At 58.6% G+C, this 13,102-nt stretch carries 9 protein-coding genes; 6 read left to right on the top strand and 3 right to left on the bottom strand.

Annotation, left to right across the window (positions count from 1 at the left end; all coding sequences use genetic code 11):
• The first annotated feature begins 67 nt into the window (after positions 1-67).
• From IQ265_RS18830 to IQ265_RS18820, 3 genes are all read left to right on the top strand, one after another.
• Positions 68-1,864 (top strand): GMC oxidoreductase, encoded by a 1,797-nt coding sequence (locus IQ265_RS18830; RefSeq protein WP_194056394.1) that lies wholly within the window; start codon positions 68-70, stop codon positions 1,862-1,864.
• Between the two features lie 332 nt (positions 1,865-2,196).
• Entirely contained in the window at positions 2,197-3,915 is a 1,719-nt protein-coding gene (locus IQ265_RS18825) for a serine/threonine-protein kinase (RefSeq protein WP_194056392.1), read from the top strand.
• 315 nt (positions 3,916-4,230) lie between these two features.
• Complete coding sequence (locus IQ265_RS18820) at positions 4,231-4,851, top strand: hypothetical protein (RefSeq protein WP_194056390.1); 621 nt, start codon at positions 4,231-4,233, stop codon at positions 4,849-4,851.
• A 529-nt stretch (positions 4,852-5,380) separates the two neighbouring features.
• Here IQ265_RS18820 and groL read toward each other — a convergent pair.
• On the bottom strand, positions 5,381-7,012 hold the full coding sequence (groL, locus tag IQ265_RS18815; RefSeq protein ID WP_194056388.1) for a chaperonin GroEL: 1,632 nt from the start codon (positions 7,010-7,012) through the stop codon (positions 5,381-5,383).
• A 266-nt stretch (positions 7,013-7,278) separates the two neighbouring features.
• A complete protein-coding gene (groES, locus tag IQ265_RS18810; protein WP_017299961.1) occupies positions 7,279-7,590 on the bottom strand; it encodes a co-chaperone GroES in 312 nt (103 codons plus the stop codon).
• A gap of 397 nt (positions 7,591-7,987) precedes the next feature.
• Between groES and IQ265_RS18805 the strand changes: the two genes are divergently transcribed.
• Positions 7,988-8,890 (top strand): DMT family transporter, encoded by a 903-nt coding sequence (locus IQ265_RS18805; protein ID WP_194056386.1) that lies wholly within the window; start codon positions 7,988-7,990, stop codon positions 8,888-8,890.
• Positions 8,891-9,238: 348 nt separating this feature from the next.
• Positions 9,239-10,456, top strand: a complete 1,218-nt coding sequence (locus IQ265_RS18800; RefSeq protein WP_194056384.1) for an SGNH/GDSL hydrolase family protein — start codon at positions 9,239-9,241, stop codon at positions 10,454-10,456.
• Between the two features lie 155 nt (positions 10,457-10,611).
• Here IQ265_RS18800 and IQ265_RS18795 read toward each other — a convergent pair whose 3' ends face one another.
• The gene (locus IQ265_RS18795; protein ID WP_194056383.1) at positions 10,612-10,818 is read right to left on the bottom strand and encodes a hypothetical protein; all 207 of its coding nucleotides are present in this window, start codon (positions 10,816-10,818) and stop codon (positions 10,612-10,614) included.
• A 347-nt stretch (positions 10,819-11,165) separates the two neighbouring features.
• Between IQ265_RS18795 and IQ265_RS18790 the strand changes: the two genes are divergently transcribed.
• Entirely contained in the window at positions 11,166-13,079 is a 1,914-nt protein-coding gene (locus IQ265_RS18790) for a bifunctional diguanylate cyclase/phosphodiesterase (RefSeq protein ID WP_194056382.1), read from the top strand.
• Positions 13,080-13,102: the final 23 nt, after the last annotated feature.

Raw genomic sequence — 13,102 nt, 5'->3', positions numbered from 1 at the left:
ACAATTCTCTATCCGGAGCCTAACTGATCCCCGTTGGAGGTAAAAGCGACACCCCAGGAGAGCCACCATGTTTACCCTTCGCTTCGCCACCGCCGACTACCGCCCCGATCGCCAGATCACCCTCCGCACCAACCTCGACAACTGGGCCAAAGATATTCCCGGCCTCTACGAAAACGGGGCCTGGCGCTTTGAGCTGCCCATCGCCCGCTACGGCGGCGGCTTTACCTTTAAGTTTGTGCTGGAGCGCACCTACTGGCAAAACGGCCCCGACCTGTTCCTACAGCCCGTTTCTGGCGGCGACTACCTCTACCAGGCCCCCGCCGTCACCTTTCCGCCCATGACCGAAGTGGTGGTCGAAAACACCAACCTTCAGCAAGAGTTCTTTCCGCCCAACCTCAACGAAAACCGGCTCTACGACGTAATTGTGGTCGGCTCCGGCATTGGCGGCGGCATATTGGCCGACCAGCTCTCCGACCTAGGCCTAGATGTTTTGGTCCTTGAAGCGGGCAGCTACCTGTTCCCCACCCACACCGCCAACCTGCCCCGGCAGCACCGCGTCGGCCAGTTCGACAAACATGTTTGGAACCTCTACGAACGCTTTAAGGTGCAGAACTTTGCCAACGGCTTTGGCTCCGCCTTCGATGGCGGTCAGGCCTTTAACCTGGGCGGCAAATCGCTCTTCTGGGGCGGCCTCATTCCCCGGATGGCCTGGTGGGAACTCGATCGCTGGCCCCGCAGCCTGCGCTGGTTTCTCGAAGGCGGCGGCTACCAGCAGGCCGAGGACCTGATGAACCGCGTACCCCTACCCCCCACCCCCTACCGCCGCCGCGTGAAGCAGTTTTTGCGCCAAAACCTGGCCGAGTTCACCGCCTTCGATGCCCCTATGGCGGTGCAATACTCCAACCCCCAAGATCTCAGCACGGTGCCCACCGGCATGTTTTCTACCGCCGACCTGCTCACCGAGTCGATGCTCACCAATGGCCCCCAGGGCAACCAGCACCTGTTCATTAACCTCAACCATCCCGTCAGCCGGGTCGAGACCCAGGGCAACCGAGTTACCCGCGTGGTTGCCTACGACCTAATTGCCCAGCAGGAGCGCAGCTACCAGGCCAAGGCGGTTGTCTTAGCGGCGGGCACCGTTGAGAGCGCCAAAATTGCTCAGCTCAGCGGGCTGGCCGACCCCACCAACAAAATTGGCGTTGGCATTACCGACCACCCGATCTACTTTACCCACTTTGCCCTGCCCGTCACCGCCGACCTCTACGACCCCAACAGCACCAGCAAAGTGCTGCTTCAGCCCAACGACGGTAAGGCCCGTCCTTACAACGTTGTGCTGGAGTTTGGGGCCGACTTTAACCAGGGTCGCTACGTCGATCTAGACCTGCTCGATCGCCACCGCCGCCAAAAAGGCAACCTCATGCTCTGCGAAATCGTGTTTTTGATGGATGCCCCGCTGATTGAGGCCAACACCGTGCAGCAGGTTGGTCCTGCCTACGTCAAACCCGTCGTGCAAATGCAGCCCAGCCCCCTGGGCGGCCAGTACTACGGCGAAATGAGCGCGATTAAAGACCAGCTAATTGCCGCTCTGGGGGGGCAACCCCTGGTCAACAACGACCTCAGCCTCAAAGGCGCAGGTCTCGGTGGCGTGGCCCACGAAGTCGGCAGCCTGCGGATGAGCGGCGAAACCGACGACGGCCAGTCGCTCAACGATGGCGTAGTGGACACGAATCTCAAGTTTCTGGCCTACGACAACCTCTATGCCTGCGACCTGTCGGTGTTTCCGTCATCGCCAGCGGCAAACCCGACGCTGACTCTGGCCGCCCTGGCGATTCGCCTGGCCGAGCATTTGAAGGAGGTCGTGTAGATAGTCCATCCGTTTCGGCCCACCCTATCGTCGCAAAGATTCCCTGACGTCCCGTAGGGTGGGCAGTGCCCACCAGCACACTGTAGGTAAGAACAAAAATTAGGAGTTGAACTGCCTCCCGCGATCGCTCATTGCGTCATCGCATCTGTCCCCAAGCACCTTAGACAGAACATTCCCTGCCCCAGGAACTTATCGGCGGCATAATGAGTCAGCAGAAACTTGGCCAAGTTGCTCTCTATTTAGGGTTATGCTGCTGAGCGCTACCCTAAGGGGGTTAACGGCATCCGCTAAGTACCGTCTAATACACATATTGACTACTCTTGCCGATGGCTATGACTGCTTCGTTTCCCAACTCTCAACCCGAGTCGAGACCGCTAGGGGGGCGCTATCGCATCGTGCAGCCCCTGGGTTCGGGGGGCTTTGGGCAAACCTTTAGCGCCCAAGATCTGCACCTGCCGGGGCACCCGATCTGCGTGGTAAAGCAGCTTCAGCCCCAGGTCAGCAGCGCTGAAGAACTGCAAACGGCGCGACGGCTGTTTGATACCGAGGCCCAGACCCTCTACAAGCTGGGGTCGCACCCGCAGATTCCGGGGCTGCTGGCCCACTTTGAGGAGGACCAGGAGTTTTACCTGGCCCAGGAATATATCGAAGGTCATTCGCTGGCCGATGAGTTGGGCAGCCCATGGAATGAGGCCCAGGTGGTCACATTTTTGGGCGATCTGCTGGGGATTTTGGCCTTTGTGCACAGCCACGGCGTCATTCATCGCGATATCAAACCATCGAACTTGATCCGCCGCGCCAGCGATCGCCGCATAGTGCTGATTGATTTTGGTGCGGTCAAACAGGTCAGCAGCCAGGCTACCGCCCTGCGATCGCATCTCAGCCACACCATTTCGATCGGCACTCAGGGGTATATGCCCAGCGAGCAGGTGGCCGGGCGACCCCAGTTTAGCAGCGATATCTATGCGGTCGGCATCTTGGGCATTCAGGCCCTGACCGGGTACCCGCCGACCGAGCTGCACCCCGACCCCCACAGCGGCGAGCTGGAGTGGCAGCATTACGCGCCAAAGGCCAATCCGGCCCTGCTGGATCTGCTAGATAACATGGTGTGCTACGACTTTCGCACCCGCTACACCACCGCCGCTGAGGCTTTGGCGGCGCTGAGAGGCCTGCCGCCTCAGCTAAGTCGGTACGTTCCGCCTGCGATCGCTTCCCCAGGCCAGGCTCCCGGTGCTACTCAGGCCGCTCCCACCGTCGCGGTGGGGCGTCGCCGCGAGCGAACTCAGCTCACGACCCCCAGGGCGACGGTCCCCCAGGCGACCGCCCCCCAAGCTCCGGCCCGACGACGGCAAAAAACCTCTTTGCCGCTGTGGCTACCGCTGGCGGCGGGGGCTAGCGTTGCGATCGCCGCTCTCCTGGGCTGGCAGCTCTGGCGTTCAGATGACTCCGTTCAAGAGGCCGCTGCCCCGGAGGTTATTGCCCCTACCACCGATGAGGCGACCACCGACGAGACGGCCACCGACGCTGGTTCCGAGACCGAGGCGACCACTGCACCCCCCAGGGAGGACACCGCCCCCAGCCCCGCCGATGATGCTACAGAAAATGCTACAGAGCCAACGGATGCCGAGCCGGTAGAACCGCCTCCCCCAGCGGCAGACGCCACACCGCCTGCCGAGCCAGCCGATCCAGTTGCCGAGCCAGCGCCACCAGAGACCAGTAGTGGGCTAACCCCAGCGACGGCCCAGGCAACGGTAAACGCTTTGTATAGCCATGTATCTAACCGATCTTGGGATGCGGCGCGATCGCAGTTTGGCGGTTCTCTGGCCCAGCAGTTTGACCCCAACTTTTTCGCCCAGTTCGATCGCGTCTCGGTCGAGAACCTGCGGGTGACCAACCAAAGCGCTGATACCGTCGAGTTTGTGGGCGAGAACACCTACATTTACCCCGACGGCTCAACCCAGCGCGAGGAGCGTACGTTCACCGTGCAAATGCAGGACGGGCAACCCCGCATTGTAGCCTCCCGCTTTAGGGGGGTGTTGCAGTCTCGGTAGCCAGGAGGATCAGGATGCTACCCACAGTGTGCGGCCGGGGATCTAGGGCTTCGCGCTACGTGTGTTGTGGCATTGCTCCACGGCCCAGGCTAGAAAATTCAGCGTTTCTAACGGCCTGTCAGTATCCCTTAAACCGAGTCTTAAGCGAAGGCTGGCTGCTTGGAAAGAGTAACGCTGGCCTTGGGTAAAAGGGCTAAAACTTGTTCAAGTGGGCCATCCAGCTGCGCTTGGGTGTGCTTACCCTACCCAATTGCGGTAATCTGCCATAGGCCGAACAAACTCGCTTTTGTATCGCAAACAACGTTTTAATAGATCATGATTAAATCAACATTTCGCCTTTCTGCCTTACTGCCCCTAGGGCTAACTCTGCTGCTTACTACAGCCGCCTGCACCCGCACCTCAGATTCCGCCGATATCAACGGCACAGACCCCATGGCCGCCCCGGTTGACCCCGTTGCTGGCGATCAGACTGAAGATACCGCCTCTTTGCTGGCGCTCTCGGGTGAGGGACTGCAGCTGGTGGGTGACCAGAGTGGCTCGACCGATACCCTCGCCTTTGGCACCGACATGGCTGTTGTCGAAGACGCCGTCACCGAGCTGGTGGGAGAACCTGCAGAGTCTGGCGAAAATACCGAGTGCGGTTCAGGCCCGCAGATGATCACCCAGTGGTCCAATGGCCTGGTTTTGCATGCCGCCGACGGTGAGTTCATCGGCTGGTCGACGCGTCCCGACACCGATGCTAATCTGACCACCATAGCCGGGGTGGGCATTGGCTCAACGCGCGGTGAACTAGAATCCGCCTACACCATTGAGGTGGCTGAGGGTTCCCTGGGCACAGAGTTTTCGACGGGCGACTTGTTTGGAATTCTCAGCTCTGCCGAATCCGATGCCACCGTTGAGAATTTGTGGGCTGGAACCGTCTGTAACTTCCGCTAGAAAAGGGCTTTGCGGGTACGAACGCCCCAGACCTTTTTTAAGTTGTAGGGGCAAGCGCCGCTTGCCCTGCTAGGTTGAGCCTGATTGGCTGACAAAACCTGTGAAGCACCTGCGATCGCGTAGGGTGGGTGGCGCGTTAGCAAACCCAACAAAACCTGCTCTGGCGTTGAGTGAGACTTTATTTCACCCAATCTACCGCTGGTCTAATACTGAATCTGCCTTGGCTACCCCCGGTTGGACTGGGCAGACACCGTTTGCCCCTACGGGAACCGCCTGTTTGGGATCGGGGCTATGCGATTCGGATTTGGTCTAATACCGAATCCTATTGGGTTGCACCCGGTTTGTAGGGGCATTGCACTGCAATGCCCCTACGAGATCTCTGTTTTGAATCAAGATTTCTCAATGCGGATTTCGTATAAATTAGGTTAGTTGCAATGGCCAAGGTTATAAAGCTATAAAAAAGCCGCCCTAATTCAGGGCGGCTTTTGGCTAATTCACTCTAGCTTTCGTTGGAAAACGTCGGCGTGATTTAGTAGTCGAAGTCGCCGCCCATGCCAGCACCGGCGGGGGCACCCTCTTTGGGTTCGGGCATATCGACCACGATGCACTCAGTGGTAAGCACCATGCCTGCGATGGAAGCGGCATTCTGCAGGGCAGAGCGAGTCACTTTGGCGGGGTCAACGATACCGGCGTCAAACATATCGACGAACTCACCGTTGGCGGCGTTGTAGCCAACGTTGAAGTCCTTCTCTTTGACACGCTCGGCGATTACAGCACCATTTTGGCCAGCGTTCTGAGCGATCCGCATCAGAGGAGCGGCCAGGGCACGGGCCACGATCGCAGCCCCAGTGTGCTCTTCAGCGGTGAGGTTTGCTTCCAGCCACTCGCTCAGATCGGGCACCAGGTGAGCCAGGGTGGTACCACCGCCGGGGACGATGCCCTCTTCAACCGCCGCTTTGGTGGCGTTGATGGCGTCTTCGAGGCGCAGCTTGCGGTCCTTCATCTCGGTTTCGGTGGCGGCACCGACCTTGATTACGGCCACACCGCCAGAGAGCTTAGCCAAACGCTCTTGCAGCTTCTCTTTGTCGTAGGTCGACTCGGTTTCGTCGATCTGGCGACGGATCTGCTCGCAGCGGGCCTTGACATCCTGCTCGTTGCCTTCGGCAACGATGGTGGTGGTGTCTTTGGTGATGGTGAGGCGGCGAGCCTGACCCAGCATGTCAAGCTTGGTGTTGTCGAGCTTGAGACCGGTGTCTTCAGAGATCACCTGGCCGCCGGTGAGCACGGCGATGTCTTCGAGCATAGCTTTGCGGCGATCGCCGAACCCAGGCGCTTTCACAGCGGCCACATTCAGCACGCCGCGCAGACGGTTGACCACCAGGGTAGCCAGGGCCTCCTTCTCAATATCTTCAGCGATGATGATCAGAGGACGACCGGAGCGAGCCACCTGCTCGAGCACGGGCACCAGATCCTGCACCAGGGCAATTTTCTTGTCGGTGATCAGAATGTAGGGCTCATCCAGCACCGCTTCCATGCGCTCGGTGTCGGTGACGAAGTAGGGGGAGACATAGCCCTTGTCAAAGCGCATCCCTTCGGTGACCTCCAGTTCGGTGGTCATGGATTTGCCTTCTTCCAGGGAGATGACGCCTTCGCGGCCCACTTTCTCCATGGCTTCGGCAATCATGGCACCCACTTCTTCGTCGTTGCCGGCGGAGATGGAACCCACCTGAGCGATCGACTTGGAGTCGCCAACGGGGCGAGCGTGCTCAGCAATCTTTTCAACCAGAAACGCGGTGGCTTTGTCAATGCCGCGCTTGAGGGAGATGGCATTGGCACCAGCGGCAACGTTGCGCATCCCTTCTTTAACCATGGCGTGGGCCAGCACGGTAGCCGTGGTGGTGCCGTCGCCAGCGGCGTCGTTGGTCTTAGAAGCGGCCTGGCGAATCAGGGCTACGCCGGTGTTCTCGATGTTGTCTTCGAGTTCAATTTCCTTGGCGATGGTGACACCATCGTTAACGATCTGGGGTGCCCCAAACTTCTTTTCGAGCACCACGTTGCGGCCTTTGGGGCCGAGGGTGACGGCCACGGCCTCGGTCAGAATGTCCATACCCTTTTCAAGGGCGCGACGGGCGTTTTCGTTGTAGACAATGCGCTTAGCCATAGAATCGATGTTCTCCGGGAAGAAGATAGGAAGTGAATGTGAAAACGTGAAGCGAGGGGAATTGAGGAACCTAGAGTTCAGGGCATCGGCTAAGTAGGTTGGGTGAAGCGGTAGCGGAACCCAACAAACCGACATAGCTAATGGTGGGCAGTGCCCACCCTACGAGGCCGAAATCCCGAATCTAAGCTTCGACAAGCTCAGCTACCGAGCTTCGACAAGCTCAGCTACCGAGCTTCGATAGGCTCAGCTACCGAGCCAAAATTGGTTTAGCCGAGCACAGCCAGAATGTCTTTCTCAGATAGCAGCACAAACTCGTCGCCGCCCAGCTTGATGTCGGTACCGGCATACTTGGAATAGAGCACCTTGTCGCCGATCTTGACTTCCATGGCCTGGCGGGAACCTTTGTCGTCGGTTTTACCGGGGCCGACAGCGGTGATTTCACCCACCTGAGGCTTTTCCTTGGCGGTGTCAGGTAGCAGAATGCCGCCAGCGGTGGTCTCTTCGGACGCACTTACTTTAATCAAAACTCGATCGGCTAGGGGCTTAACGCTAGATGCCGCCAAAGTGATAGCTGCCATACAATGCTTCTCCGGATTTGCTATTAAGACAGCGCCTGGGGGAATGTGGCCTAACCCCGCTCAGACGCATTACACAGATTTTCAGAGCTTAGCACTCGCAAGCTCCGAGTGCTAATTTACGGCGGAAAGGGGGGCGATCGCAACGCCGACACCTGTACGGGTTCCCGAACTGGGTGGATGAGTGAATGAGTGGGCGGGTAGGAGGGTGGATGTGTGATGGTCCCTGAGCCGAGTCGTTTGTCCTGTGGACAGGCTTCGCCAACGCACTAGCGTCTCCCATAGGAAAAAAGGGGTCGATGTGTGGGCGGGTAGGTGAGTGGGTGCGATCGCTGTCAAAATCAGGCTGGAGAAGACCTCATTTAATAAATCGTTTAAACCCTTTCAAATCATCATTGCTATGCCATCTTTGCCCAGCCTCAAGGTTTTGCTGCCTGTGCTCACCAGCTTTTTGTTTGCAGGTAGCTTTATCGCAGGCAAATACACCACCGTTGAGCTGGGGCCACTGACCACCTCACTGCTGCGCTACGTCATTGCCCTGGGCGTGCTAGGACTGCTGGTTTACCGCAGCGATCGCCCCACCAAAGCCCTGACCGTCGCCCGTTCGGACTGGGGTGCGATGGCGCTCTTGGGGCTGTTTGGGGTGGTAGGTTATCACTATTTTTTCTTTAGCAGCTTGCGCTACACCGCCACCGCCAACACCGCCATTATCAACGCCTTTAACCCAGTGGTAACCGGGGTGATGGCGGCCCTGTTCATTGGCGAACGGCTGAGCCGCCGCCAGTACGGCGGCATTGTGCTGGCGCTGGCCGGAGTGCTTACCCTGCTGACTCGGGGCAACCTGACGGCCCTGCTCAGGCTCGACCTCAACCGGGGCGACGGGCTCATGCTGTGCGCCGTGCTGTGTTGGGTGGTGTATTCCTTAATTATTAAGCAGCTCAGCCAGCGCTACTCGGGGCTGACCATTACGTTTTACGCGGCGGTAGCGGGGGTGGGGCAACTGCTGGTGTTGGCCTCGCTAGAGCGCTGGTGGCAGCAGCTCACCACCCTATCGCTGGCTTCGCTCTTGGCCATTGTGTACATGGGCGTAGCGGCCTCGGGGGTGGCCTACCTGCTGTTTAACCTCAGCATTCAAAAGGTTGGCCCCACTCGCACGGCTAGCGTGGTCTACAGTTTGGTGCCAATCTTTGTGGCGGCACTGGCCTGGCTCTTTTTTCGCGAGCCATTGACGGCAACTATGCTGGCTAGCATGGGGCTAATTTTACTGGGTGTAAACGTGGTGCTGAGTCAGCCCAAGGTGTGAGTGAGAGTCACCAGGTGTTGGTTATTCTGGGCGTAGTTCTGTTTAAATTATTTTTTTGCCGGGAGGCGCTATGGCATCGCTGATGTCGTCTTTTTTTAGCCCAATTTCTGCGTTAGTCGGCCCCATCAATCTTTTTGGTAGCACCGTTTTGCTGGGTGGTTTTGGCGATGACAGGCTCAGCGGAGGAGCCGAAAACGAGATTTTGATCGGNYTGGGSNGGTWRSRNNCASCWRWWWKGKAKCGGSSSSMMNCGMNCGCYWSKTTGSCGRKCSMSGYRRCGATRTKTTNGNCRSYGRGYTGGSCMAAAANNNTSGMMTCGNCGGCGGGNTCGNNGGGCAAGATACTTTTGTGCTAAGAAACGATGGCCGAGTCGATACCGTAGTAGATTTTGCCCCTGGGGTCGATCGGTTTTTGCTTCAGGGCGGCTTGAGCCTGGGGCAGATTGCGATCGCTCAGCAGGGAGCCAATACCACCTTGCGCTATCTCAACCAGGCAGAGCCCAGCGTCATTCTTCTCAATGTGCAGGCCAGTAGCCTTACGCCTGAAAGTTTTCAAACCCAGGCGCTGGTGCCCAGCTTTAACAGCCTGACCGTCTTCGGCGATAGCCTGTCCGACCCTGGCAACCTGTTTGGGCTGACGGGCTTTTTCCCGCCCTTTCCCTATTCCCAGGGGCGCTTTTCTAATGGCGATCTCTGGGTTGATTACTTGAGTGACGATATCGGTCTGGAGCCTGCCCAGGTGCAAAACTTTGCCGTGGGGGGAGCTACCACCGGCCGCGACAACGGCCTCGACCCCTTGATTAGCTCGCTCACGGGTACAGAGGTTAATCTGCCGGGGTTGCTCGACGAGGTTGATAGCTATCTGAGCAGCTTGGGCAGTGGTTCTGCCAATCCCGATGGTCTCTATGTGGTATGGGCTGGGGCCAACGATTTGTTTAACTTGCCCAGCGATCCCGCCGCGATTCCAGCCTTTTTGGCCAACTCAGTGCAAAATATCGCCACGGCGATCGGCAACCTAGCGGCGCGGGGGGCCGATACATTTTTGGTGCCCAACCTGCCCAACCTGGGCCTGACGCCTCGCACCCTGGGTGACGGCACTAGCCAACAGGCTACGGCTCTGAGTCTGGGGTTTAATACGGGCTTGGCCAATGCGTTGACGGCGCTGGAGCAAACTCTGCCCATCGACATTATCCCGGTCGATCTGTTTGGGCTGACCAATGAAATTATTGGCGCTCCGGCAGAGTTTGGCTTTACCAATGTCACCGACGCGCTGCTTAACCAGGGGCTGCTCGACGACCCCGGCTACTTCTGGTGGGATCAGCAGCACCCCACGACCCGCGTACACGACCTGCTATCGGATGTCTTTCAGGTTGCGCTGGTGGAGGCCGGATATTTGCAATCTGGCGATGCCCTACTGCCGGCCTTGAGTGCCGCAGCTGAGGCAGACTGGCTACCCCAGGGCGCAGGCAGCGGTCTAGCTTCCCTAACCTCTCTGTCTAACGCCCCGTTGAACAGTTTGGTGCCCAGCCCAGACAACTGGCTGGCGGTGAGCGGCGATCTGAGCTAGGCCAAATTAACAGGTTGCAAACTTAAGGATGTAGTCAAACCCAGGGTTGTGGGCCTAAACAAGGGCTTCGAATAGGGGGCTTCGACTCCGCTCAGCCGCCGGTGGCTGAGCGGAGTCGAAGCCAGATTATCAGCTCAGAAGCCGGGTTTATTGGCCTAGTAGCTGTCGTCGCCAGTGACGGTGTGCAGGCCCAGGTCGTGGTTGGCCCGGTTGAGGCGATCGGCGATCGCCCGTCGCCATTTGAGACTAATGGTGTCGTCCGCGAGTACGGCCTGGGCTTCTTCGCGATATAGGGCGCTTTGTACGGTATCAACTTTTTCGAGCTGCTTGAGGTGCTCAAGTACTTCTTGGGGATTGTTCATAGCAATAGTCCTTATACATAAAAGGAACCAGACCCGTTTTGGGGCACCGGGTCCGGGTGCATGACCTTATTCTCCGAAAACCTATCCTCAACGGCTACTGTTCAGGCCGAACCTTTACGCCTCGATAAAGTTTGTTGTGCTTCGCAATAGGACGTTGCACTTAGCGCCAGCGAAGATTTACTGATAGAGCCCGTCTGGGGCTGCAACGCTGGTTTGGGCTGGTCGGCGTTTTCTCGGTGAGTATTTTGCTTTCCGCTAGGTGATAATTGAACGTTTATGCATGCGTTGGCCTGGCAGGCCATGGGCTGAAAACGGGAAAGGAGCACTGTTCTAGGGGAGAGTCAGGCATGGAGATTGCGGCTAACGGCGCGATCGCAGCGGCGTATTTTGTCATTCCTCTAACGCTGCTGCCGCTGCTGCGAACGACCAAGCGCGACCTTTGGCTCAACCTGCTGTTGCTGATCTTGTTTATTTTTAGCTGCGGTATAGGGCATACCCTGAGTGCCTTGCACATGCACAGCGCCCTCTGGCACTGGGTAACGGCGGGTATATCGTGGGCGGCGGTAGCGGCCTTACTCAGCAGCCAAACGCGCCTCCGCTACCTGGGTGAGACCTTTAGCTTGCTAGAGGCCACCTGGGACCAGGCCCTCACCGGCAAGGTGCTGTGCGAGCGCACGGGCGACGACCTCAAGGTGCTCAAGCTCAACCCTGCGGCCGCTGCCATCACCAAAAATCTGCTCCGGCCGGGCGATCGCCTCTGCGAAAAAATGCCCTTTCACCAGCAGCAGGTTTACCCCTATGAGGTACCTCTAATTGACCTCTACTTTGCGGCCCTCGACTCCGGCGAGCCCAAGCGCTTGGAGTACCAGTACAAGGGCGAAATTTCTGGCTGGTACATGACCCTGGTTACCCCGCTCTCCCCAGAGCTGCTCTACATGACTTTTACGGAGGTGAGCGGCGTTATTCACGACCCGCTCACAGGCCTTTACAACCGCCGAGTGCTGGAGATGGAGCTGGGTAACTGGGAGGTCTGTCTGTTTATTGACCTCGATCGCTTTAAGCTGATCAACGACCAGCGAGGCCACTTTTTGGGGGATGAGCTGCTGAAAGCGATCGCCGAGGTGCTGCAAGACTTTGCCCAACGCTATAGCGGTGTTGCCGTACGCAATGGCGGGGACGAATTTCTGCTGCTGCTGCCCGCCTCCGATGCCGACGCTACCGAACCCTGCCCTACCCCCGCTGCGATCGCCGAAGATGTGCTGAACGAAATTCTGGCCATTGAGGTCGAGGGGGCCAGCATCAGCGCCTCCATTGGCGTGGCCAGCGGCACCATCGACGCTTTTCAGGAAGATGTGCCCATTAACCGGCTGCAGCAGGCGGCCGAAACTGCCCTGCGGGAGGCCAAACGCAACCGGCGATCGAACCTGCCCCAGCACCGCATTCAGGTATGGAATAGCAACCTGGCTCGACGGCGACTGCGCCAGATCACCCTGGAGGCCTACCTGGCGCAGCGCAGCAGCGAGCTAGAGTTTTGGCTCGCCTACCAGCCCATCTGCCAGATGGAAACCGGCGCGATTGTCGGAGCCGAAGCCCTGATCCGGTGGGATTCGGCCCGTTTGGGTCGGGTGTCGCCGTCGGAGTTTATACCAGTGGCCGAGGCCACCGGACTGGTGCACCGCATCAGCGACTGGGTGCTCTGCCACGCCCTGGAGCAGCTAGCCCAGTGGCAGGAGATCTCGCCCCAGTTCAACCTCTCTGTCAACATCAGCCCCCTAGAGCTAGAAGACGACGACTTCTTAGATCGCATTTTGCAGCGGGTTTCGGGGGCGGGCATTGCCAGCCATCACTTCGGCATTGAGATCACCGAGCGGGGCATCTACAGCAATTTGGAGCGCTACCTGCAAAGCCTGCAGGGCATGCGCGACATGTCGCTGCGGCTCAAGGTCGACGACTTTGGCATGGGGCAGTCGGGCCTGGCCCAGCTCTTGCAGTTTCGCTTTGATGAGGTCAAAGTCGATCGCTATTTTATTCCCACCAATGCCCAGAATTTGGAGAAGGTGGCGATCTGTCGGGCGATCGCCAATCTGGCAGATGGCATCCACTTTGACCTGGTGGCCGAAGGCATTGAGCATGCCGATCAGCGCCGCCTCATGCTGGAGTTGAACTACAACTACGGTCAGGGCTATCTCTTCTCCAGACCGATGACGGCGCAGAATCTGACGACGCTGCTGCGGGAGGGGAGGGGGTTGGGGGTAGGGTAGGCGGGTAGGCGGGTAGGCGGGTG

The sequence above is a fragment of the Nodosilinea sp. LEGE 06152 genome, assembly GCF_015207525.1.
Classification (GTDB): Bacteria; Cyanobacteriota; Cyanobacteriia; order Phormidesmidales; family Phormidesmidaceae; genus Nodosilinea.
This window is presented reverse-complemented; position numbering and strand designations above follow the sequence as displayed.

What these genes read in the sequence shown, in the direction of transcription:
- IQ265_RS18830 (WP_194056394.1), top strand. Translation starts at nt 68, where the DNA reads ATGTTTACCCTTCGCTTCGCCACCGCCGACTACCGCCCCGATCGCCAG.
- IQ265_RS18825 (WP_194056392.1), top strand. Translation starts at nt 2,197, where the DNA reads ATGACTGCTTCGTTTCCCAACTCTCAACCCGAGTCGAGACCGCTAGGG.
- IQ265_RS18820 (WP_194056390.1), top strand. Translation starts at nt 4,231, where the DNA reads ATGATTAAATCAACATTTCGCCTTTCTGCCTTACTGCCCCTAGGGCTA.
- groL (WP_194056388.1), bottom strand. Translation starts at nt 7,012, where the DNA reads ATGGCTAAGCGCATTGTCTACAACGAAAACGCCCGTCGCGCCCTTGAA.
- groES (WP_017299961.1), bottom strand. Translation starts at nt 7,590, where the DNA reads ATGGCAGCTATCACTTTGGCGGCATCTAGCGTTAAGCCCCTAGCCGAT.
- IQ265_RS18805 (WP_194056386.1), top strand. Translation starts at nt 7,988, where the DNA reads ATGCCATCTTTGCCCAGCCTCAAGGTTTTGCTGCCTGTGCTCACCAGC.
- IQ265_RS18795 (WP_194056383.1), bottom strand. Translation starts at nt 10,818, where the DNA reads ATGAACAATCCCCAAGAAGTACTTGAGCACCTCAAGCAGCTCGAAAAA.
- IQ265_RS18790 (WP_194056382.1), top strand. Translation starts at nt 11,166, where the DNA reads ATGGAGATTGCGGCTAACGGCGCGATCGCAGCGGCGTATTTTGTCATT.